Origin of the sequence: Mycobacterium sp. 20KCMC460, assembly GCF_022179425.1 — a bacterium.
Lineage (GTDB): Bacteria > Actinomycetota > Actinomycetes > Mycobacteriales > Mycobacteriaceae > Mycobacterium > Mycobacterium kiyosense.
On the sequence record NZ_AP025524.1, the window covers coordinates 2,712,619 to 2,735,262 of the forward strand.

Annotated in this window: 19 protein-coding genes and 2 pseudogenes; 11 read left to right on the plus strand and 10 right to left on the minus strand. The window is 67.6% G+C overall.

Annotated features, from left to right (window positions below; genetic code table 11):
* Position 1 precedes the first annotated feature (1 nt).
* The 4 genes from MKCMC460_RS12795 to MKCMC460_RS12810 form a co-directional block, all read right to left on the minus strand.
* On the minus strand, positions 2 to 1,282 hold the full coding sequence (locus MKCMC460_RS12795) for an alpha/beta hydrolase (protein ID WP_236975956.1): 1,281 nt from the start codon (positions 1,280 to 1,282) through the stop codon (positions 2 to 4).
* Positions 1,279 to 2,901: an acyl-CoA ligase FadD12 gene (gene fadD12 / locus MKCMC460_RS12800; protein ID WP_238305794.1), complete on the minus strand. Its 1,623-nt coding sequence runs from the start codon at positions 2,899 to 2,901 to the stop codon at positions 1,279 to 1,281. The genes MKCMC460_RS12795 and fadD12 overlap by 4 nt, the downstream gene beginning before the upstream one ends.
* 3 nt (positions 2,902 to 2,904) lie before the next feature.
* On the minus strand, positions 2,905 to 3,660 hold the full coding sequence (locus MKCMC460_RS12805) for a 1-acyl-sn-glycerol-3-phosphate acyltransferase (protein ID WP_236984198.1): 756 nt from the start codon (positions 3,658 to 3,660) through the stop codon (positions 2,905 to 2,907).
* 101 nt (positions 3,661 to 3,761) lie between these two features.
* The gene (locus MKCMC460_RS12810; protein ID WP_236975940.1) at positions 3,762 to 4,346 is read right to left on the minus strand and encodes a QsdR family transcriptional regulator; all 585 of its coding nucleotides are present in this window, start codon (positions 4,344 to 4,346) and stop codon (positions 3,762 to 3,764) included.
* 150 nt (positions 4,347 to 4,496) lie between these two features.
* Between MKCMC460_RS12810 and MKCMC460_RS12815 the strand changes: the two genes are divergently transcribed.
* From MKCMC460_RS12815 to MKCMC460_RS12840, 6 genes and pseudogenes are all read left to right on the plus strand, one after another.
* Positions 4,497 to 5,261, plus strand: a complete 765-nt coding sequence (locus MKCMC460_RS12815) for an SDR family NAD(P)-dependent oxidoreductase (RefSeq protein WP_238305797.1) — start codon at positions 4,497 to 4,499, stop codon at positions 5,259 to 5,261.
* A gap of 25 nt (positions 5,262 to 5,286) precedes the next feature.
* Positions 5,287 to 6,798 carry a wax ester/triacylglycerol synthase family O-acyltransferase gene (locus MKCMC460_RS12820; RefSeq protein WP_236975936.1) on the plus strand — a complete coding sequence of 504 codons (1,512 nt, stop codon included), beginning with the start codon at positions 5,287 to 5,289 and terminating at the stop codon, positions 6,796 to 6,798.
* Between the two features lie 97 nt (positions 6,799 to 6,895).
* Complete coding sequence (locus MKCMC460_RS12825) at positions 6,896 to 8,158, plus strand: CdaR family transcriptional regulator (protein ID WP_236975934.1); 1,263 nt, start codon at positions 6,896 to 6,898, stop codon at positions 8,156 to 8,158.
* A gap of 55 nt (positions 8,159 to 8,213) precedes the next feature.
* A complete protein-coding gene (locus MKCMC460_RS12830) occupies positions 8,214 to 8,627 on the plus strand; it encodes a hypothetical protein (protein ID WP_236975932.1) in 414 nt (137 codons plus the stop codon).
* Between the two features lie 297 nt (positions 8,628 to 8,924).
* A pseudogene (locus tag MKCMC460_RS12835) lies at positions 8,925 to 9,191 on the plus strand (DUF3556 domain-containing protein); the annotation flags it as partial.
* The gene (locus MKCMC460_RS12840; RefSeq protein ID WP_236975929.1) at positions 9,188 to 10,606 is read left to right on the plus strand and encodes an NAD(P)/FAD-dependent oxidoreductase; all 1,419 of its coding nucleotides are present in this window, start codon (positions 9,188 to 9,190) and stop codon (positions 10,604 to 10,606) included. The pseudogene MKCMC460_RS12835 and the gene MKCMC460_RS12840, both read left to right, overlap by 4 nt.
* 756 nt (positions 10,607 to 11,362) lie before the next feature.
* Here MKCMC460_RS12840 and MKCMC460_RS12845 read toward each other — a convergent pair.
* Positions 11,363 to 11,942, minus strand: a pseudogene (locus MKCMC460_RS12845) (beta-xylosidase); the annotation flags it as partial.
* A gap of 717 nt (positions 11,943 to 12,659) precedes the next feature.
* Between MKCMC460_RS12845 and gap the strand changes: the two are divergent.
* The 3 genes from gap to tpiA are packed head-to-tail and all read left to right on the plus strand — an operon-like array spanning position 12,660 to position 15,705.
* Positions 12,660 to 13,682 (plus strand): type I glyceraldehyde-3-phosphate dehydrogenase, encoded by a 1,023-nt coding sequence (gene gap, locus MKCMC460_RS12855; RefSeq protein WP_236975925.1) that lies wholly within the window; start codon positions 12,660 to 12,662, stop codon positions 13,680 to 13,682.
* 2 nt (positions 13,683 to 13,684) lie between these two features.
* Positions 13,685 to 14,923 (plus strand): phosphoglycerate kinase, encoded by a 1,239-nt coding sequence (gene pgk, locus MKCMC460_RS12860; RefSeq protein WP_236975911.1) that lies wholly within the window; start codon positions 13,685 to 13,687, stop codon positions 14,921 to 14,923.
* Positions 14,920 to 15,705 (plus strand): triose-phosphate isomerase, encoded by a 786-nt coding sequence (gene tpiA / locus MKCMC460_RS12865; RefSeq protein WP_236975903.1) that lies wholly within the window; start codon positions 14,920 to 14,922, stop codon positions 15,703 to 15,705. Before pgk ends, tpiA begins: the two co-directional genes overlap by 4 nt.
* Positions 15,706 to 15,772: 67 nt before the next feature.
* On the opposite strand, the gene MKCMC460_RS12870 is transcribed toward tpiA, so the two are convergent.
* The 3 genes from MKCMC460_RS12870 to secG all read right to left on the minus strand — a co-directional run bounded on the left by MKCMC460_RS12870 (position 15,773) and on the right by secG (position 17,310).
* Positions 15,773 to 16,420: a class I SAM-dependent methyltransferase gene (locus MKCMC460_RS12870; protein WP_238305802.1), complete on the minus strand. Its 648-nt coding sequence runs from the start codon at positions 16,418 to 16,420 to the stop codon at positions 15,773 to 15,775.
* A 76-nt stretch (positions 16,421 to 16,496) separates the two neighbouring features.
* Positions 16,497 to 17,069 carry a hypothetical protein gene (locus MKCMC460_RS12875; RefSeq protein ID WP_238305804.1) on the minus strand — a complete coding sequence of 191 codons (573 nt, stop codon included), beginning with the start codon at positions 17,067 to 17,069 and terminating at the stop codon, positions 16,497 to 16,499.
* Between the two features lie 7 nt (positions 17,070 to 17,076).
* The gene (secG, locus tag MKCMC460_RS12880) at positions 17,077 to 17,310 is read right to left on the minus strand and encodes a preprotein translocase subunit SecG (RefSeq protein ID WP_180918294.1); all 234 of its coding nucleotides are present in this window, start codon (positions 17,308 to 17,310) and stop codon (positions 17,077 to 17,079) included.
* Positions 17,311 to 17,379: 69 nt separating this feature from the next.
* Between secG and ppc the strand changes: the two genes are divergently transcribed.
* Positions 17,380 to 20,187: a phosphoenolpyruvate carboxylase gene (ppc, locus tag MKCMC460_RS12885; protein ID WP_236975899.1), complete on the plus strand. Its 2,808-nt coding sequence runs from the start codon at positions 17,380 to 17,382 to the stop codon at positions 20,185 to 20,187.
* Positions 20,188 to 20,219: 32 nt separating this feature from the next.
* On the plus strand, positions 20,220 to 21,092 hold the full coding sequence (locus MKCMC460_RS12890; protein WP_236975897.1) for a DUF1206 domain-containing protein: 873 nt from the start codon (positions 20,220 to 20,222) through the stop codon (positions 21,090 to 21,092).
* Here the strand turns inward: MKCMC460_RS12890 and MKCMC460_RS12895 are convergent.
* Positions 21,078 to 21,869: a PIG-L deacetylase family protein gene (locus tag MKCMC460_RS12895; RefSeq protein ID WP_238305806.1), complete on the minus strand. Its 792-nt coding sequence runs from the start codon at positions 21,867 to 21,869 to the stop codon at positions 21,078 to 21,080. The genes MKCMC460_RS12890 and MKCMC460_RS12895 overlap by 15 nt on opposite strands.
* A gap of 11 nt (positions 21,870 to 21,880) precedes the next feature.
* Entirely contained in the window at positions 21,881 to 22,546 is a 666-nt protein-coding gene (locus tag MKCMC460_RS12900) for a TetR/AcrR family transcriptional regulator (RefSeq protein WP_236975893.1), read from the minus strand.
* Between the last annotated feature and the right edge of the window lie 98 nt (positions 22,547 to 22,644).

Below are 22,644 nucleotides of genomic sequence, written 5' to 3' on the forward strand. Positions count from 1 at the left end.
GCTAGCGGTCGCCCAGATACTTGGTCACGTACACCCAGGACAGGAACCTGGCAACCGCCTCGGCGGATTTGTGGGCCCGCGGTGAGGCGAAGATGTCGAAAGCGTGCTGCGCGTTGGGTAATTCGGCGTAGGCGACCGGCGATTTGGACACCGCGCGCAGCTCGTCGACGAAATCCCGCGCCTCCTGCACCGGAATCAGCGAGTCGTCGGCCCCGTGCAGGACGAAGAACGGTGGCGCGTCCGGCCGCACGTAGGTGATGGGGGAGGCGTCGATGTAGATGTCGCGGTGGGTGCTGATCTTCTTCTTGACCACCAGCCGCGCGAGCACCTCGAGGAATTCACCGCGGCCGGGTTCGTCGATGGAAAACCAGTCGTATCGGCCGTAGAACGGAACCGCCGCGGCCACCGAGGTGTCGGATTCTTCGAATCCCGGCTGGAACTTCGGGTCGTTGGGGGTCAGCGCGGCCAGCGAAGACAGATGGCCCCCGGCCGAACCTCCGCTGATCACAACGAAATTCGGGTCCCCACCGTATTTGGCGATGTTCTCCTTGACCCAGGTCAGCGCACGCTTGACGTCGACGATGTGGTCGGGCCAGGTGTGCAGCGGCGACACCCGGTAGTTCATCGACACACACACCCAGCCCCGCGAAACCAGGTATTCCATCAGCGGATACGCCTGCGGGCGGCGCCATCCGATCATCCACGCCCCGCCGGGCACCTGCAGCAGCACCGGCGCCTTGCCGTCGCGCGGCAGGTCGCGGCGACGCCAGATGTCGGCCAGGTTGGCGCGCCCGTGCGGGCCGTAGCGCACGATGTTCTGCTTGTCGACGTAGCGGCGCCGCGCCACGGTGGACCGCAGCGGCGGGTTGCGCCGGCCGGGTGCGCCGGCCAGCTCGGAGGGCAGTTGGCGCAACGCGTCGGTGTAGTCCGGACCGAGTTGCTCGGTCAGCGCCGACTCCAGCACGGGCCCAGGGGTTTTCACGCCCCGGTAGGCGATCACGCCCAGGATCGCCCAGGAGGCGGCCGTCAGGGCGAGCGCCACCTTGCCCTTGGGCCCGTCGAAATCGCCGCGCCGGCTGCGCCGCAGCGCGTCCACGGCCGAAACGCCTGCGTAGACGAACGGCACCTCCGAGGTCGGCCAGCCGAACCAGAACACCGTCGGGGCAGCCCACGGATTGCGGGTGACGGGGTGTAATCCGTTGGCGGCGTTGACCAATTCCACTGTCGCGCGGGTCAGCGGCCGGGGCCGGCGCACTTGCGCGATCACTTGACGGAGGTTCATGAGCCACTCACCCGTGCCTTCAGTTCGTTGCGCAGAATCTTGCCGGTGCTACCGCGGGGAAGCTCGTCGAGCACCGTGATCTCGCGCGGCACTTTATAGTTCGCCAGGTTGTCGCGGACGTGCTGCTTGAGGGTGTCGACGTCGGCGGCGGCGCCGGGTTCGAGCACCACGAACGCCGCCAGTCGCTGCCCGTACTGCTCGTCGTCCACGCCGAGCACCGACGCCTCGGCCACCTCCGGGTGGGTGGCCAGGGTCTTCTCCACCTCGATCGGGTAGACGTTTTCACCGCCGGAGACGATCATCTCGTCGTCGCGGCCTACCACGAACAGGCGCCCGTTCTCGTCCAGATATCCGACGTCTCCGGACGACATGAAGCCGGCGTGAAAGTCTTTGGTCTTGCCGGATGTGTACCCGTCGAACTGGGTGTCGTTGCGGACGTAGATGGTGCCGACTTCGCCGGTGGGCAGTTCGTTGAATTCGGGGTCCAGGATCCGGATCTCGGTTCCGCCGGCCGGTGTGCCCGCGGTGTCGGGTGCGGCGCGCAGGTCGGCCGGTGTGGCGGTGGCGATCATGCCCGCCTCGGTGGCGTTGTAGTTGTTGTAGATCACGTCACCGAATTGATCCATGAACGAGATCACCACGTCGGGCCGCATCCGCGAGCCCGACGCAGCGGCGAAGCGTAACGACTTGCCGCTGTAGCGGTTTCGCACCTCGTCGGGCAGGTCCATGATCCGGTCGAACATCACCGGCACCACCGCGAGTCCCGTCGCCTGGTATTTGTCGATCAACGCCAGCGTCGCTTCGGGGTCGAACTTGCGCCGGGTGACGATCGTGCACGCCATCGATGCGGCGAAGATCAGCTGCGAAAAGCCCCACGCGTGGAACATCGGTGCCACGATGACGATGGTTTCCTCGGCCCGCCACGGCGTGCGGTCCAGGATCGCCTTGAGTGTGCCGATTCCAGCGTTGCCGCCAGACTGCTTGGCGCCCTTGGGTGTTCCGGTGGTGCCGGAGGTGAGCAGGATGATCTTGCCCTTGCCGCCGTCGCGCCGCGGCTGCTGGCCGGCATGCGCGGCGATCAGCTTCTCCACCGTGTGTTCCTGCGGTGTGTCGGTCCACGCCAGAATCCGCGCGGCGTCCGGCACATCGGCCAGCGCGCGGTCGACGGTGGCGGTGAACTCCTCGTCGTAGATCACCGTGTCGACGCCCTCGCGGGTCACCACCTCGGCCAGCGCCGGCCCGGCGAAAGACGTGTTCAGCAACAGGATGTCGGCGCCAATCCGGTTGGCGGCCACCACCGCTTCGACGAATCCACGGTGGTTGCGGCACATGATGCCGACCACTTTCGGTCGCCCGGAGGGCAGCTGCTGCAGCGCCGCGGCCAGCGCGTTGATCCGCTCGTCGAGTTGCCGCCAGGTGAGCGTGCCCAGTTCGTCGATCAGGGCAAGACGGTCCGGGCAGCGCTGCGGCGCGCCGGCGAATCCCGCCGTCATGCCCATGCCTTCGCGGCGCATCGCGGCGATCATCTTCAGGTAGCGGTCGGGCCGCATCGGCGCGATCATCCCGGCGCGCCTCATGGTGCGGATGACTCCGAGGATTTTCTCGATGCGAGATGCCATGGCTCAGCCGACAATCGGGAAGCGACGCTTGGCGGCGAGCTCGTTGAGACCCGCCTGCATCACCGACCGCACGTGCTCGTCCACCGCGTCGACATCGGGATCGGCACCGAATTCGGCGGCGATGTCGATCGGTTCCAGCACCTGCATCACGATCTTGGCGGGCAGCGGCAGATTGGGTGGGATCGCGGCACTGAACCCGAACGGAAAGCCGAACGACAGCGGCAGGATGTCGCTGCGGATGAGCCGCTTCAAACCCAGTCGTTTGGCCAGCCAGGTGCCGCGGGTCAGATACAGCTGGGTTTCCTGGCCCCCGATGCCCACCAGCGGCACGATGGGCACTCCGGCCGCGATCGCGGTGCGGACGTAGCCTTTACGACCGTTGAAGTCGATGACGTTCTCGGCGGTGGTCGGCCGGTACGCGTCGTAGTCGCCGCCGGGAAAGACGACCACCACTCCGCCGGAGCGCAGTGCGGCGGCGGCGTTCTCCGGGTTGGCGCGGATGTAGCCGGTTTTGCGGAAGATGTCTCCGGTCGGGCCCATGAACAGGATGTCGTGGCTCAGCGTCAGCACCGGGCGTTCGTAGCCGAACTTGTCGTAGAAGTCGGTGCTGAAGATCGGCACGTCCATCGGGAACTGCCCGCCGGAGTGGTTGGCGACCACCAGCGCGCCGCCGGACGGAAACAAATCCAGGCCGTGCACCTCGCTGCGGAAGTACGTTTTCAACACCGGTCGCATCATGGAGATCATCCGCTGGGTCATGCCAGGGTCGAACTTGCCGATGTCGTCTTCGCTCACTGAGGCTCCTTTGCCGACGAGTTCCTCGATCGTAGCGACCGGTCGTGCGGCCTCGACAGGAAACCTCAGCGCAGCAAGGCTGCGATCGCCTGCTCGGCTCCGTCGATATCGAGTTGCTCGCCGGTGATGAGGTCGGCGTAGAGGAAGGACTCGATGATCCGCATGATCAGGTAGGCAAGGTCGTGCGGTGGCAGCGGCGGGTTGAGCCGTCCCAGTGAAATCTCTTCGTCCAGAAGTGTTTCGACGGCAGCGACCACCCGTGCCTGGATGGTGCCGGCGCGCGTGGTCAGGATTCGCAGCGCGCGTTCGGGTTCGCGGCGCAGGAATTCCCGGAAGTACTCCGCTTGGTCCATCATGCGGGCGAACCGGCCCGAGATCGCCGCAATGCGCTGGCCGCCGGTTCCCGACGAGTCGCGAACCGCCAGCGCCAGAGTGGGTTTAGCCAGCGACCAGAGGATCTCGGCGAGCAGTTCGTCGCGGCTGCCGACCCAGCGGAACAGGGTGGCCCGGTTCACGCCGAGTTCGGCGGCCAGCTCGCGCATTTCGATGCGGCGGCCTTCGACGAACCAGCGACGGGCGATGCGGAAGGCGGTCAGCGCGTCCGGGCGCCGATCCTCGGCGAGTAGACGCGCCAACGGTGTCTGACTCATTCGCGCACCACCCGCCAGCGTTTTAGGAAATGTCGTAGTGATGCAACATATTAGCAGGAATACATTTCAGTGAGCTTTCTCTCCATTCAATGCATAGATGCAACATTTATGGATACGATGCATGCTGCCCCGCGTGAAAGGACCCCGCGAATGACCATCCTCGACAGCTTCCGGCTTGACGACCGCATCGCTATCGTCACCGGCGCTTCCAGCGGCCTCGGAGTCGGGTTCGCCGCGGCGCTCGCCGAAGCGGGAGCGCACGTGGTGCTGGGTGCCCGGCGCGAGGATCGGATGGCCCGCACCGCGGCGCTGGTCGAGAACGCCGGCCGCCGATCCCTGGCGGTGCGCACCGACGTCACCCAGCCGGCCGACTGCCAGAACCTGGTCCAGGCCGCGATGGACACATTCGGGCGGGTCGACATTCTGGTCAACAACGCCGGCGTGGGGACTGCCGTGCCGGCCCTGCGTGAGACACCCGAAGAGTTCCGGTCCGTGATCGATCTCAACCTCAACGGCAGCTACTGGATGGCGCAGGCGTGCGCGCAGGTGATGCGGCCCGGCAGTTCCATCGTCAATATCAGCAGTGTGCTCGGCCTGACCACGGGTGGTCTGCCGCAGGCCGCCTACGCGTCCTCCAAGGCCGGCGTGATCGGCCTGACCCGCGATCTGGCCCAGCAATGGACCGGACGTAAAGGTATCCGGGTCAACGCGCTGGCACCTGGTTTCTTCGAGTCGGAGATGACCGACGAACTCCCAGCCGGCTACCTTGACGCCACTGTCGTTCCGCGCACCCTCGTCGGCCGCATCGGCCGCACCGAAGAGTTGAGTACCGCCCTGATTTTCCTCGCCAGTGACGCCAGCAGCTACATCACCGGCATCACGCTGCCCGTCGAAGGCGGCATGCTGGCCAACTGAGCGCCGAAAACCCAAGGAGCCGTTCGTGAAGCAACTCAGCGGTCTGGACGCCGCGTTTCTGCATATGGAAACCTCGACGACGTTCGGGCATGTCACCAGCGTGATGATCTTCGAGCGGCCCCGGCGGGACTACGACGCCTACGCCGCGGTGTACGCCAAGTTCGCGTCGCTGGTGGGCGAACTCGAGCCGCTGCGCAGGCGTCTGGTCGAGGTGCCGTTCGGGCTGGATCACCCGTACTGGGTGTCCGACCCGAATCTGGACCTCGATTTCCACATCCGTGAATTGCGTTTGGCCAAGCCGGGTTTGATCGACCAGCTGGCCGATCAGGTGTGCCGGATCGTCGGGCGTCCGATGGACCGGACCCGCCCGCTGTGGGAGGTCTACGTCATCGACGGGTTGGCCGACGGGCGGTGGGCGCTGTTGACCAAGTATCACCACGCCACCATCGACGGGGCGTCGGGCCAGTTGATGCTGCAGATCGTGACCGATACCGCGCCCGATGCCCTGCCGCCGGGCGACGGGTCGCAGTGGCAGTCCGAATCACTACCGGGCGCCGGAGAACTATTGCGCCGCACAGCAATTCGTTTGGCGGGCAACCCGTTCCGGGCGATACGGGTGCAGACGCGGATCGTGCGGCAACTCGCCGACGCCGCCGGAATCCGCGGCGTGGGAAGCGCCGCTGCAGTCGCGGGGTCAGTGGTCAAACGAGTAGCCGGCACCGGCATCGGCGACCTTGCGCGTGTCTCGCTGCCCAGCGTGTCGGCGCCGTCGGCACCGTGGAACAAGACCATCACCGCCCATCGTCGATTCGCAATGCGCACAACGTCTTTGGAGAACATCAAGCGCCTCAAGGAGGCGACGGGCGGTACCGTCAACGACATCGTGATGGCGATCTGTGCCGGCGGATTGCGCGAATACCTGTTGGCTCACGACGCGCTGCCCGATCGACCGCTGCGGGCCATGGTGCCGGTGTCGATCCGGACCGGCGACGAAGCCGACCCATGGACCAACCGGGTGTCGGCCATCGTCGCCGACCTGCCGACCGATTGCGCCGACCCGCTCGAACGGGTCGAGCTGTGCCGGGCCGCGATGCGGCAGGCCAAGCGTCGCTTCGAGCTGGTGCCGGCCGAGGAGCTGGCCGACCTCACCCGGTACTCGGCGCCGGTGCTGTCCACCTCGGCGGTCCGGTTGGCGTCCCGGCTGCAGTTGGCCAACCGGGTCGGGCTGCCCTTCAACGTGGTGATCTCCAACGTTCCCGGGCCGCGCCGCCCGTTGTACTTCGCGGGCGCCAAGCTGTGCCATCAATTTCCGGTGTCGATCGTCACCGACGGGCAGGGCCTCAACATCACGGTGGTCAGCTACCTGGACCGACTCGACTTCGGTTTCATCGCCGACCGCGAGCTGGTACCCGATGTGTGGGACCTCGCCGACATGCATATCGCCGAGATCGGGCGGCTGTTCGACGCGACCGGTGCGCAGTGGGCGCAGCCGCTGCGGCCCGCGCTGCCGCGCCGCGGGCGGGGCGGCGCGCACTGACGTAGACGGTCTCGCGCAACACCGGACGGCCAAAGCATTCCGTCCCGGCCTCGAGACGGGCAGAGTGTTGCGGGGGACTCTGCGGAAGGAACCCGAGGTGCCTGAAGCTGGTGAGGGTCAGCTGTCGGTGATCGCTCGACAGATGGACGCGATCCGCGAGGACTTCATCGCGGACTTGTTCGAGTCGATGCAGAAGCAGATCTCGGGCCTGGACTACGACGGCCGGATGCTGATGATGTGGCGGGCCAGCCTCACCGAGAGCGTGGTCGCGGGCATCCACTATCTGGAACGGGATCAGGCCGAACCCTTCCTGGAAGCACCGGCGGCGGCCCTGGCCTACACCCGGGCGGCCGCGCAGCGCGGTACGCCGTTGTCTGCGCTGGTGCGGGCACACCGCCTGGTACATGCGCGGTTCCTGGAACAGGCGATGCAGTTTGTCGCGCTGTTGGATGCCGCGCAGCGCGTTCCGGCGATCGTCGAACTGGTGAATCGCTGCGCTTGCGTCGTCGATGTGGTCGCGGATCAGCTGATCGTCGCCTACGAGCAGGAGCATGACCGGTGGGTGAGTCGCCGCAGCGGCCTGCAGCAGCAGTGGGTCACCGATCTGCTGGCCGGCACGCCCATCGATGTCCAGCGCGCCGAGATGGTGCTGGGTTATCGGTTGGACGGCGTGCAGATCGCGGCGGTGATGTGGGCCGATACCGCGCTGACCAACCGCGACGTCGCGGCGCTGTTCGACAAGGCTGCGTCGCTGCTGGCGGGGGAGTTGCTGGCGGTCGGGCGGTCCCTGATGGTGCCGACCGACGAGCGGGAGGCCCGGTTGTGGTTCTCCCCGGCCCCGGGCCGGGTGGTGCAACCGACGCAGGCGCGTGCGGCATTCGAGTCGGCCGGCATTGAGGTGCGTCTGGCGTTCGGGCGGGTCGAGCACGGCCTGGACGGGTTCCGGACGTCGCTGAGACAGGCCGAGCGTGCCAAGGCGGTGGCTCTCGCCGGCGGGGACCACCCGTGTGACCGGGTCGTCTGCTACGGGGATATCGCGCCGATCGCGTTGCTGGCCAGTGACCCCGAGGAGTTGCGGCGATTCGTGGCCGACGTGTTGGGCGACCTCGACGTGGACGACGAACGCAACCGGTGGCTTCGTGAAACGTTGCGCGAATTCCTGCTCCGCAACCGCAGCTATGTCGCGACGGCGGAATCAATGAGCTTGCATCGCAACACTATTCAGTATCGCGTCGGTCAGGCCATGGAACGTTGCGGACAGGACTTCGATGATCCCGACGCGGTGCTCAAGGTGCAGTTGGCGCTGGAGGTCTGCCGGTGGATGGGCCGGGTTGTGCTGCGCGCACAAAAGCAGTGGTGAGCTTCGGCGTCGCGACACGTGGTTTCCGTAAGATACGGTACGTTATCGTTCACTCATGATCGCCGCCACGCCGCCCAGCTATCCCCGGTTGCGCGCGACGTCGCATCGAGCGGTACGTGCCCACGAGGGTCGGCATTCCGATGAGAATCTGCATATTCCACCGCATTTCACCGCTCCAAAGCCGGCTCCGCCCGCTGAACCTCGCTATCTTCCCGAGCCACCGACGGGGGATCGGCGCCAAGCCGAGTACTTCCTGGCGCTGTTGACCGCGAACCTGCGGCGCATCGACCATCGGATCGAGAAATGCCGGGCTGGTATCACGTTCGCGCAAGCCGCCGGCGACATCGACAACGTCCTCGGTTTCCGCGACCTGTTCCGGGTCGAACTGCGGGAAAGGCAGACCGTCGAAGCCCTGATCGCGAAGCTGCGGCGGCGATTCTCCCTGCCGGGAGGCGATCAGGTCCGCTGATCCTCGGACGGGCGCCGTGGTCTCGGCGCCCGCACATCCAGGGCGGCATGCCAGGCGATTGAGGGGTCGCACGGAGTGTCTGTCCGCCTAACCGTCGCCGAGCGTGCGCCAGTCGGGAAAGATCCGTCGGGCTGGATCTTCCCGCACTGCGCACGTTCGGCGACCTTGGCCGACGGCCGATCGGTGTTGCCGCACCCGATACATTTGGACCCGCTGGTTTCACTTGGGGAACGGGGCCGTCATGGGATTCATGTCACCAGACCTTCCGGACGTCGATCACCACGCCTGGCCGACGCAGCCAAACTCTACGACGCCGAGACCGCCGAGGTGATGGCCGACAAGGTGGGGGGCCTTCCGGTCGATGCACTCCCACGGCCGTGCGCTCAACGGCCTGCGGTCCCGGGCGCTGGGCGCCGACGAAGCCGATTACCAAGTGCGCGAAGAAGAAATCGTGGCAGGGCCGGGTACGTCGACGTCGCGGACATGCTGACCCGCCAGCCCTGGCCGGAACCCGGCGACGAATTCCCGGTTCCCGTCAGGTCGCTGCGCGCTGTGCCGGCATGACGACCGCTGTCGTCGTCGGCGCCGGGCCCAACGGGCTGGCCGCCGCAATCCACCTGGCCCGCCAGGGCGTCGACGTGCAGGTGCTCGAGGCGCAGGACACCATCGGGGGAGGCGTGCGCTCGGGTGAATTGACGGTGCCCGGCGTCGTCCACGACCACTGCTCGGCGTTTCATCCGCTCGGCGTGGGCTCCCCGTTCTGGAAGGAGATCGGACTCGAGAGTTACGGGCTGACGTGGAAGTGGCCGGAGATCGACTGCGCACATCCGCTCGAGGACGGCACCGTCGGTCTGCTCTATCAGTCGATCACCAAGACCGCCAAGGGACTTGGTGCGGATCGCCGTCGATGGAAGGCGGCGGTCGGCGGACTGGCCAAGGGCTTCGACGCCCTGGCCCAAGACCTGCTGCGCCCGGTCCTCAACATTCCGCGGCATCCGATCCGCCTGGCGGCCTTCGGTCCGCGCGCGGTGCTGCCGGCCACCGCGGTGGCCGGCTGGTTCCACACCGAGCAGGCGCGGGCCCTGTACGGCGGGGCGGCCGCGCACGCCTTCACCCGGCTGGATCGGCCGCTGACCGCCTCGCTCGGACTGATGATCCTGGCCAGCGGGCACCGGTACGGCTGGCCCGTGGCCGAAGGTGGATCCGGCGCCATCGCACGCGCGTTGGGTGCGGCGCTGGCCGCCGCGGGCGGACGGGTGAGCACCGGTGTCACCGTCACCCGCCGCCGCGACATCCCGACCGCGGACATCGTCATGCTCGACCTCAGCCCCGCCCAGGTTCTCGATCTGTACGGCGATGCGATGCCGGCCCGCATCAGGCGGTCCTATCGGCGTTACCGCGAAGGTTCCTCGGCGTTCAAGGTCGACTTCGCGATCGATGGCGACATCCCCTGGGCCAACCCCGATTGCGGGCGGGCCGGGACGGTGCATCTGGGCGGTAGCTTCCAAGAGATCGCCGAGACCGAACGCCAACGCGCACAAGGCAAGATGGTGCAACGTCCGTTCGTGCTGCTCGGGCAGCAGTATCTGGCCGACCCGTCCCGGTCGGCGGGCAACATCAACCCGATCTACGCGTACGCGCACGTGCCGTACGGCTACACCGGCGACGCGACGGCCGCGATCGTCGACCAGATCGAGCGGTTCGCGCCCGGGTTTCGCGACCGTATCGTCGCGACGGTGTCCACCAGCACCGGCGAACTGCAGGCCCGCAATCCCAGCTTCATCGGCGGCGACATCATCGGCGGCGCCAACGACCGGTTGCAGATCCTCTTCCGGCCGCGGATAGCGGTCGACCCGTATGCGATCGGCGTGCCGGGTGTCTACCTGTGCTCGCAGTCCGGGCCGCCGGGCGCCGGGATACACGGCCTGTGCGGCTATCACGCCGCCGAGGCGGCGCTGCGCTGGCTGCACAACCGCTGACCGCCGGTGCTGGGGCGCCAAGGCCGGCTGGGCCCGCGGGGCGCGCCGCGTGCGTGCCGCGGCGCTCGGCGGGGCCTTAGGTGCGCCGAACGTCACGCCAGCGTGACGGCCGGCGCCGACAGTCGCGCTGGTGCAACGCTCGGCGGGGCCCTCGGGAGCGTCACGCTGGCGTGACGCTCGGCGCCGGCTGTCACGCTGGTGCAACGCGCAGGGGTGGCGGGCGGCCAACCGCCCCGCGCCGACCACGGCCAATAGACCAACCCGCCCGCGTGGCCGAACCGTGACGAAGCCTTGACCGAATCGCCCACCGCGGCTGCGCTTTCCCTGCTCAGCCCGCCTTTAGCATCGCTATTGCAACCATGTCAGTTAGAGGGAGTTGAGATCAGTGCCAGCGTGCCACGCCACGGTCGACCCGCTACCAAGGTCGACAGCCTTGCGCAGCGGTGTGCCGCCGGACGCGCGACGCACTGGCGGTGTGGACGCCGGAACGCGTCCGCCGCCGAATCAATTAATGCGCTCTGCTGACTAGCTGTTCGCATTCACTGCGAATTACGCATTCTCCGCTGCAGCGGAGTCCACTATTCCTGCGCCGACCGAATCTGATTCGGTGTGCGCGAGGCAATAGTCATATCGGCGTGCCGTAAATCAAGGCGTCGAATAACACACACCCGGCCCGCCGATGTAATTGGGCGTGCGACCCGCGACGAAAAGGAACCCCCGGGTGAAACTCACCCCGGGGGTTCCTCGACGCCGAAATCAGCTAGCAGGACCGGGCCGATAGGGCTGCCCGGGCACCGGCCCTCCCGGCACCGGGCGGGTCGGTTCGCCTTTGCCAGTCCCCGACATGTCGGTGATCGGGGCTGCCACTGGACCGAGGTCGACCAGCGGAGTGCCGGCCGCGATGACCGGAGCCAGCGGAACCGGAACCCCGCCCGCGACGGGTGCGCCGATCGGAACTGGCGCACCGACGGGCACCGGCGCGCCGACGGGGACGGGCGCACCGACGGGGACGGGTGCGCCGATCGGAACTGGCGCACCGACGGGCACCGGCGCGCCGACGGGGACGGGCGCGCCGACCGGTACCGGTGCGCCGACCGGTACCGGTGCGCCGACGGGGACCGGTGCGCCGACGGGGACGGGGGCGCCGACGGGTACCGGCGCAACCACCGGCACCGCCGCCGGACCCGGCACCACCACCGGAACGCCGGCCATGTCGGTCAGCGGCGCACTGGCCGGCGCGCACGCACCGGCAGCGGCCGGGCCGGCGGGCGTCGACTCGCCGGCGGGTGTGGTGCCTCCGGCGGGCGTCGTTCCTCCCGCGCCGGCCAGGCCGCCCGCGGCGCCACCGGGGTAGGCGCAGCAGGTCATCGCGGTCCCCGTCGCGCCCGTAGCCCCGGAGCTCCCGGAGCTCCCGCGGGCGCGGGTCCGCCCGCGGGCGCCGGGCCCCAGCGGCTCCCGCGCCGGCGCCGTAAGCGCAGCACGCCGCGGCTGCCGCCGCCGCGGCCGGCGCACCCCCGACTCCCGCCGGTGCGAGTTCCCCGGCCATGCCCTGAATGCACGCGGCGCCGCCCGTCTTGAACGGCAGGGCGGCCGCGACCGGGCTCAATGACAGCGCAGCCCCACACAACCCTGCGGCGGCGGCAATTACCTTGAAGTTGAATCGATCAAAGATCGTCATCAACGTCAACTCCTTTATTCGTGCTCACGCGTGCGTGCTCAATTCCTGGCTGTCAGACGGACCCAATTCTCAGTCGCCATCCAGAACTCAATGCCGCGCCGCACCGCGCCGTATCCAAAAGGTGACTTTCGGGCGGGTTTGTCCGCCCGGAAAAGGCACCGGCCCGGCGAGGTAAATGGATAAGCCCGACGCCCCAGGGCGGATAAACCGAAACGGCGCGCGATCGAATTCGGAGCCACCGCCGACCGCCCGGCCCAGAGCGCGGCAGCGCGGCACCCGGGCCCGCGGTCTAACCGGCCCAGCACAGGTGACCGCCCTGTTCTAGGCTGACCACGAGCGCTGAATCAGCGGAGACGAAAGACTAAGGAGAGACACGTGACGGTCCGAGTTGGCATCAACGGCTTTGGTCGAATCGGACGCAACTTCTACCGCGCCCTCTTGGCCCAGCAGGAGCAGGGCCAGGCCGCCGACATCGAGGTGGTGGCCGTCAACGACCTCACCGACAACGCAGCCCTGGCGCATCTACTGAAGTTCGACTCCATCCTCGGCCGGTTGCCCCAGGAGGTCGGCCTCGAAGGCGACGACACCATCGTCATCGGCGGCAAGAAGATCAAGGCGCTCGAAGTCAAGGAAGGGCCGGCCGCGCTGCCCTGGGGTGATCTGGGCGTCGACGTCGTCGTCGAGTCGACCGGCATCTTCACCAACGCCGCCAAGGCCAAAGGCCACCTGGACGCCGGGGCCAAGAAGGTCATCATCTCCGCGCCGGCTACCGACGAGGACATCACCATCGTGCTGGGTGTCAACGACGACAAGTACGACGGCAGCCAGAACATCATCTCCAACGCGTCGTGCACCACCAACTGCCTGGGGCCCATCGCCAAGGTGCTCAACGACGAGTTCGGCATCGTCCGAGGCCTGATGACCACCGTCCACGCCTACACCCAGGACCAGAACCTGCAGGACGGCCCGCACAAGGACCTGCGCCGGGCACGCGCGGCCGCCCTGAACATCGTGCCCACCTCCACCGGCGCGGCCAAGGCCATCGGCCTGGTGCTGCCCGAACTCAAGGGCAAGCTCGACGGGTATGCGCTGCGGGTGCCGATCCCGACCGGTTCGGCCACCGACCTGACCGTCGAGCTGGAGAAGGCGGCCACTGCGCAAGAAATCAACGCCGCGATGAAGGCCGCCGCCGACGGACCCATGAAGGGCATCCTGAAGTACTACGACGCCCCCATCGTCTCCAGCGACATCGTCACCGATCCGCACAGCTCGATCTTCGACTCCGGCCTGACCAAGGTGATCGACCACTCGGCGAAGGTGGTGGCCTGGTACGACAACGAATGGGGTTACTCCAACCGCCTCATCGACCTGGTCGGCCTCGTCGGCAAGTCGCTCTAGCCGTGAGCGTCCCAACTCTGGAAGACCTTCTCGCCGAAGGTGTTTCGGGTCGCGGCGTGCTGGTGCGCTCCGACCTGAACGTGCCGCTCGACGATGACGGCAACATCACCGACGCCGGGCGGATCACCGCCTCGGTGCCGACGCTCAAAGCACTGCTGGATGCCGGCGCCAAACTGGTCGTCACCGCGCATCTCGGTCGCCCCAAAGACGGGCCCGAGCCGAAGTTCTCGCTGGCGCCGGTTGCGGCGGCGCTCGGTGAGCAACTGGGCAGGCATGTGCAACTGGCCGGCGACGTGGTCGGCACGGACGCGCTGGCCCGCGCCGAGGGCCTCACCGACGGCGACATCCTGCTGCTGGAGAACATCCGCTTCGACAAGCGCGAAACCAGCAAGGACGACGACGAACGCCTGGCCCTGGCCAAGCAACTCGCCGAATTGGTCTCGCCCGGTGGGGCTTTCGTGTCCGACGGGTTCGGGGTAGTGCACCGCAAGCAAGCCTCGGTGTACGACGTCGCGACGCTGCTGCCGCACTACGCCGGGAAGCTGGTCGCCGACGAGATCAAGGTGCTCAAGCAGCTGACCAGTTCCACCGAGCGGCCTTACGCCGTGGTGCTGGGTGGCTCGAAGGTGTCCGACAAGCTCGGGGTGATCGAGTCGCTGGCGACCAAGGCGGACAGCATCGTGATCGGCGGCGGAATGTGCTTCACATTCCTTGCCGCGCAAGGTCATTCGGTGGGTAAATCGCTGCTCGAAGAGGACATGGTGCAGACCTGTCGCGATCTGCTGGAGACTTACCACGACGTGCTGCGGCTGCCCGTCGACATCGTGGTGACCGAGAAGTTCGCCGCCGATTCCCCGCCACAAACGGTGGACGCCAACAAGATTCCCGACGAGCTGATGGGGCTGGACATCGGCCCGGGTTCGGTCAAGCGATTCACCACGTTGCTGTCCAACGCCAGGACCGTTTTCTGGAACGGGCCGATGGGTGTCTTCGAATTTCCCGACTACGCGTCGGGCACCCGGGGCGTCGCCGAAGCGATCGTCGCCGCTACCGGAAAGGGTGCGTTCAGCGTCGTGGGCGGTGGCGATTCCGCCGCGGCGGTCCGTGCGCTGGGAATCCCCGAGGATGCCTTCTCGCACATCTCCACCGGCGGCGGTGCATCGCTGGAATACCTTGAGGGCAAATCGCTTCCCGGTATCGAGGTGCTGACACACGAGCAGCCGACAGGAGAAGACTTGTGAGCCGCAAGCCGCTGATCGCCGGCAACTGGAAGATGAACCTCAACCATTTCGAGGCGATCGCACTGGTGCAGAAGATCGCATTCGCGTTGCCGGACAAGTACTTCGACAAGGTCGACGTCGCGGTGATCCCGCCGTTCACCGACCTGCGCAGCGTGCAGACCTTGGTCGACGGCGACAAGCTGCGCCTCACTTATGGGGCGCAGGACATCTCGCAACACGACTCCGGTGCCTACACCGGTGAGATCAGCGGCGCGTTCCTGGCCAAGCTGGGCTGCACCTACGCCGTCGTCGGGCACTCCGAGCGCCGCACCTATCACAACGAGGACGATGCGCTGGTGGCCGCGAAGGCCGCTGCCGCGCTCAAGCACGAACTCACCCCGATCGTCTGCATCGGGGAGCACCTCGAGGTACGCGAGGCCGGAAATCACGTGTCGCACAACGTCGAACAGCTACGCGGCTCGTTGGCCGGACTGTCCAAGGAGCAGATCGAGAAGGTCGTCATCGCCTACGAACCGGTCTGGGCGATCGGAACCGGACGGGTGGCCAGCTCCGCCGACGCACAGGAGGTGTGCGCGGCCATCCGCGAGGAACTCGGCAAGCTGGCATCCCCGCAGATCGCCGAGACGGTGCGGGTGCTCTACGGCGGATCGGTGAACGCCAAGAACGTCGGCGACCTCGTCGCGCAGCAGGACATCGACGGCGGCCTGGTCGGTGGCGCGTCGCTGGACGGCGAGCAGTTTGCGACGCTGGCGGCGATCGCCGCCGGCGGCCCGCTGCCGTAGCGCGACGGCAAACGCTGATGGTCGGGCAGTCGCACCAGTTTCACGGGTGGTACGAGACGCCCGTAATTCAGCCCCGGGCCGGTGCCGGCGTGCCGATCAGCAGGTGGGGTGCCCCGTCTGCGGCATTGATCCGACGGTGTTGCACGGTCAGACCCGCGCTCTGCAGGGCGTCGATGACCTCGGCTATGGGGCGAAGGCGGAACCCGTGGCCGGTGAACGGTAATTTCGCCATCGTCTCCGGGTCGGCGACGCCGACGACGATGCGCCCCCAATCTGCTGTCACCCGGGCCAATTCGGTGCACGCCTCGTGCAGCTCGGCGACGAAGTAAACGGTGTTGACGGTTAAGACGCCGTTCAGGGCCCCATCGGCGAACGGCAGTCGGGTCAACGACCCGTGGTGCAGCTCCAATCGCCCCGCCGCGACCTCGCGGCGATACCGTCTTGCGGCCCGTTCGAGCATCATGTCCGACACTTCCACCCCGTGGACACAGCCCGAACCGGTAACGCTGTCGAGCAACAACTTCAGGCCCACCCCGCCGCCGAATCCGACGTCGGCCACCATGTCGTCGTTGCCGGCGTGCAACGCCTGCACAGCTGCGCGCACGAAGCCTCGGTTCCCCCGATTCAGCGCGAGCCCGACGATCCGGCCACCCACGCCGCGTGGATGGCCGAGCTGCTTGGCGATAGCCGCCATGAGAGCGTCCCGCACGGCCATCTGTTGACCGTACTGGCTCGACGCGTTCTACACCCGAAGATTTGCCCTTCCGAAGAACGAACAGCCCGACGCTCTTTCAGGCGTGCAGCAGCACCATCACGATGAGGAAGAACAACACCAGGGCGAACGGCACCACCATCACCGCGATGGTGATGCCCAGGCCGTTGTAGCTCTGCGGTGGCGGTCCCAGCGAACCGGCACTGAACGACCATGCCGGCGCCCTGTATTCCAGCTCGACGATGTGTCCGGGGTGGACGTCCACGACGGCGTCGGCCGGCCCGATCTTGGGCGGCAGGAAATACGGTATGTGGACGTGCACATGGTGGCGGCCGGGTTGTGCCGGCAGCATCGTGCGACCCCAACTTGCCGGGGGCATCTCGTAGTTGTCGATGAAGACTTTCGGCTTGACCAGGGCAAGCATGAATCCCAGGGGGAAAAAACGTGTGGTGACGGCGATGCCGCCGGCGCCGGCGGGCAGCTGACCGGGCGCGCCGTGCGGCGCCGCGACCGGGGGGCGCGGAACCTGTGGCGCCTGGTAGGGCTGATTGTGCTGAGGCGGGGCGTACGGCCGCGGCTGGCGCGGGGGCAGCTGGTGGTTCGGGTGAGGCGGTCGGTACGGCTGCTGTCCCGGCTGCTGCGGATAGCTCACCGCAACGTCACTTGTACTTGATCAGCAGCGCCATGCCGATGATGGAAACCAGCCAGATACCGACGATGAACAGCGTCAACCGGTCGAGGTTCTTCTCCACCACGGTCGACCCGGACAGGCTGGACTGCACACCGCCGCCGAACAGCGTCGACAGGCCGCCGCCCTTGGCGCGGTGCAGCAGCACCAGCAACACCACCAGCACGCTGGTGACCACCAACGTGATCTGCAGGGCCAATTCCATACCGGGCAGCCTACCGAACGACCACCCGACGACAGGCGCCGACCGGCCCGGTCGCTAATACTGGGACCCATGGTTGAGGCTTCCGACACCGCACTCGAGCCCATCGGCGACGTCCATCGGACCAAGCTGGGACGCGAGGCCACCGAGCCCATGCGCGCCGACATCAGGTTGCTCGGGGCAATCCTGGGTGACACCGTTCGCGAACAGAACGGCGAGGAGGTCTTCGACCTGGTCGAGCGGGCCCGGGTGGAATCGTTCCGGGTGCGGCGCTCCGAGATCGACCGCGCCGAGGTGTCGCGGATGTTCGACGGCATCGACATCCACCAGGCGATTCCGGTCATCCGGGCGTTCACCCAGTTCGCGCTGCTGGCCAACGTGGCCGAGGACATCCACCGGGAACGCCGCCGGCGCATCCACGTCGCCGCCGGCGAACCGCCGCAGGACAGCAGCCTGGCCGCCACCTACGTCAAACTCGACGCGGCCGACCTGGATTCGGCCACCGTCGCAGAGGCCCTGCGCGGCGCGCTGGTCGCGCCGGTCATCACCGCGCATCCGACCGAGACCCGGCGCCGCACCGTGTTCGTCACCCAGCACCGCATCACCGAGCTGATGCGGCTGCACGCCGAGGGCCACACCGAGACCGATTCGGGGCGCAGCGTCGAGCTCGAATTGCGCCGCCAGGTCCTCACGCTGTGGCAGACCGCGATCATCCGGCTGTCCCGGCTGCAGATCACCGACGAGATCACGGTGGGGCTGCAGTACTACCGGTCGGCGTTCTTCGAGGTGCTGCCGAAAGTGAACGCCGAGGTCAGGGAGGCGCTGCGGGCCCGCTGGCCCGACGCCGACCTGCTGTCCACCCCGATACTGCAGCCAGGATCCTGGATCGGCGGCGACCGCGACGGCAACCCCAACGTCACCGCGGAGGTGGTTCGGCTGGCCACCGGCAAAGCCGCCTACACCGCGTTGTCCCATTACCTCGCCGAGCTCGACCAACTGGAACAGGAGCTGTCGATGTCGTCGCGGCTGCTGGCCGTGACGCCCGAGCTGGCCGAACTCGCGGACGGCTGCCAGGACAAGGCCCGCGACGACGAACCCTACCGGCGGGCGTTGCGGGTGATCCGCGCCCGGCTGAGCGTCACCGCCGCCGAGATCCTCGACGAGGAACCGCTGCATCTGCTCGACCTGGGCTTGTCCGGCTATGCGACGCCGGCGGAGCTGCGGGCCGACCTCGACACCATCGACTCCTCGCTGCGCACGCACGGCAGCGCGCTGCTGGCCGACGACCGGCTGGCGCTGCTGCGGGAAAGCGTGCACGTCTTCGGTTTTCACCTGAGCGGCCTGGACCTGCGGCAGAACTCCGACGTACACGAGGAGGTGGTTGCCGAACTGCTGGCCTGGGCCGGCGTCCACGACGACTACGCCTCGCTGCCCGAAGACGAGCGGGTCGAGTTGCTGGTGGCCGAGCTGAGCACCCGTCGTCCCCTGGTCGGGGACCGGGCCAAGTTGTCCGAGCTGGCCCAGAAGGAACTCGGCATCGTCGCGGCCGCCTGCCACGCGGTCCAAACCTACGGTCCCGCAGCGGTTCCCAACTATGTCATCTCGATGTGCCAGTCGGTGTCCGACATCCTGGAGCCCGCCATCTTGATGAAAGAGGTTGGCCTGCTGGATGCTTCGGGCGACGAACCGTACTGCCCGGTCGGCATCTCGCCACTGTTCGAGACCATCGACGACCTGCACAACGGTGCGTCGATCCTGCAGGCGATGCTGGACCTGCCGCTCTACCGGGGCATGGTGGCCGCCCGCGGCGACATGCAGGAAGTGATGCTGGGTTACTCCGACTCCAACAAGGACGGCGGCTATCTGGCCGCCAACTGGGCGGTGTACCGCGCCGAGCTGGCCCTGGTCGAGGCGGCCCGCAAGGGCCGAATCCGGTTGCGGCTGTTCCACGGTCGCGGCGGCACCGTCGGGCGCGGTGGCGGCCCCAGCTATCAGGCCATCCTGGCCCAGCCGCCGGGGGCGGTGAACGGCTCGCTGCGCCTGACCGAGCAGGGCGAGGTGATCGCGGCCAAGTACGCCGAGCCGCAGATGGCGCGGCGCAACCTGGAGAGCCTGCTGGCCGCGACCCTGGAGTCGACGTTGCTCGACGTCGAAGGCCTCGGGGATTTCGCCGAGCGGGCCTACGCGGTGCTCGAAGAGGTAGCCGCCCTGGCTAAGCAGGCCTACGCCGACTTAGTGCACGACACACCGGGTTTCGTCGAATACTTCAAAGCCTCCACGCCGGTGAGCGAGATCGGGTCGCTGAACATCGGCAGCCGGCCGAGCTCTCGCAAGCCCACCGAGTCGATCTCGGATCTGCGCGCGATTCCCTGGGTACTGGCGTGGAGCCAGTCGCGGGTGATGCTGCCCGGTTGGTACGGCACCGGTGCGGCGTTCGAGCAGTGGATCGCCGCGGGCCCGGAGAGCGAGGATGAGCGGTTGGCGGTCTTGCACGAGCTCTACCAGCGGTGGCCGTTCTTCCGCAGCGTGCTGTCCAACATGGCCCAGGTGCTGGCCAAGAGCGATCTGGGACTGGCCGCGCGCTACTCCGAGCTGGTCGACGACGAATCGCTGCGGGACCGGGTGTTCGGCAAAATCGTCGACGAGCACAAGCGCACCATCGCCATGTACAAGCGAATCACCGGTCAGGACGACCTGCTCGCCGACAACCCGGCCCTGGCGCGTTCGGTATTCAACCGCTTCCCGTATCTGGAGCCGCTCAACCATCTGCAGGTGGAGTTGCTGCGGCGCTACCGCTCCGGCGAGGACGACGAACTGGTGCAGCGCGGCATCCTGCTGACCATGAACGGTTTGGCCAGCGCGTTACGCAACAGCGGATAACGGGCAACCCCTGCACACGGAGGGAGCCCGCCATGCCAGAAAACGCGACGCCAGAATACGCGACGCCAGAAAACGCGTTGCCCCACCGCGCGACGCCGGACGACTCGACGCCGGTCACCGCGGCGCAGGTCGCGCAGAACGGGGTGTTCGAGAAATTCGCCCGCGCCGGGTTCGTCGTCTCCGGTCTGCTGCATCTGATCATCGGCTATCTCGCCATCCGGATCGCCCTCGGCGCCGGGGGCACCGCCGACCAGTCCGGGGCGTTGGCGACGTTGGCGGCGCGCCCGGGCGGTCCGGCCGCGCTGTGGCTGGCCACCGCGGCGCTGCTGATGCTGGGGCTGTGGCGGCTTGTCGAAACGTTCCTCGGCCGTTCGGTCGACCGGGATGCGTCGCGGCCGGCGCCCGGATTCACCGATCGCGCAAAGTCGTTCGGGATCGCGGCTGTCTATCTCGGATTCGCCTACTCCGCTTTCGGGTTCGCCCATGGCGCCGGCAAATCCACCGGCCAGCAGAGCTCGGCCATGAGCGCTCGGCTGATGGAGACCACCGCCGGCACCGTCGCGCTCGTCGGTTGCGGCGTCGGTGTCGTCGCGGTTGGCGCTTACCACGTCTACAAGGGCGCCGGCCGCAAGTTCGTCGACGACCTCAACGGCAAGCCGGGGAAGCTGGTTCGCCGCCTCGGGGTGGCCGGCTACGTGGGCAAGGGCGTGGTGCTCGCCGCCGCGGGATTGCTGGTGGTGGTGGCGGCGTGGCGCTCGGAGCCGGCCAAGGCCACCGGCCTGGACGGCGCGCTGAAGACGCTGGGCGCCCAACCGTTCGGGATGGCGCTGCTGATCGCCGCCGGCGTCGGGATCATCACCTACGGTCTGTACAGCTTCGTGCTGGCCCGGTCAACCAAGATGTGAGTGACCGTCGAAGATGTTGTCGCGCAACGTTCCCGGCGGCGCCGCGGGGTCGACGAACCATTCGTATCTGAATACCGCGCCCAACACCGGGGGCGGCAGGCGCAGCAGCGCGGCGTAGACGCGTGCACCCAGGCCGCTGCCCAGCTGCGAGCGGTGCGCGGCCATCGCGTCCCGCTTCTGCCGGGCAAATCGGCGCACGTCCACCCGGTGGGTGATGGCGGCGCCCGGGGCGTAGGCGGTGCCGACCACCTGCGGGTCATACGGCGGGGGCAACCGCAGCGCCCGGCACAGCTCGCCGATCCGATGCAGTACTTCGCGTGGCATGGTTGCTTCGAGAACGTTTGGTGTGCCGGCTATTTCGGCGGCCCGCTTGCCGACCTGGTGCACCTGCACGTGGTCGCGGTGGCCGTACCCGCCGTTCGCCTGATAGCTCAGCAGCAGGTCGGCGCCTTCGGCGGCCAAGATCGTGGCCAGCCGTTGTGCGGCCTCCTCGACGTCGGCCCGCGCGAACCGGACCCGGCCGGGCGGGTCGGGGTAGAAGTCCGGCCCGTACCCACTGTCGGCGTAGGCCAGGCATTCGGTCCTGTGTGCGCCCAGAGCTTTTGTGCTCAAACGTAATTCATCCAAGCGGTGGTGATTGTCCTCGTTGCCCATCCGCCCGTCGGTGGCGGTGACGACCACCACCCGGTGCCCGTCCGCGACGGCCTTGGCGATGGTGCCGCCGGTGAGGATGACCTCGTCGTCGGGATGGGCGTGGAAGGCGACGACGGTGGGCATGGGCCGTCGCTTCAGGATGCCGTCCGGCGGCGCGAGCGAGCCGTCGGCACTGCCGTTTTCGCGATCGGATCGAGTGCGCCGGCCAGCCGGGGATACCTGATCGCCGGCCCGACCCAGCGGGCCAGGAACCGGCGCAGCTCATCCGGGCTGCGGATGTCGCGTTCGGTGAGGAACGAATAGAGCAGCCGGATGGTGAATTCGGACAATTCGTCGAGGGCGGCTTCATCGAATCCGTGCGCCTCCCAGTCGACGTCGAAGCGGTGCAACATCGAGCGGCTGAAGGTCAACGCGGTATCCGAGGCGATCGCGGTGGTGACCTTGCCGCCGGGCCGGTTGGTCAGAATGAAGTTGATCCGCGGATCGTCGGCCAGCTGTTCCACCGCGAACGCCATGCCCTCCACCACCGCGTCGACCGGTTCGGTGACGCCGCGCACGCGAGCCGCGAGCTGCTCGAGAAAGCCGTCGCCGGAGCGCATCGACGTGGTCAGGATGAGCTGTTCGGCGTTCGGGAAATAGCGGTAGACGGTCTGGCGTGTGACGCCGAGAGTTCGTGCCACGTCGGCGATCCGCAGTGCCGGGCCGCGTTCGACGAGAAGTCGTTCCGCGGCGTCGAGGATGCGGCTGATCGCCTCTTCGTCGGAGCCCGGCGTATCACCCGACCAGCCATGGCTGCGCATTGCTAGCCGATCGCCGCGTTCACAGACATAACCGGATCATAAACGGTGCGTCCTGAGGCTCGCCCAGGCTTGACCATACGTGCCTGGTGGAATGTATG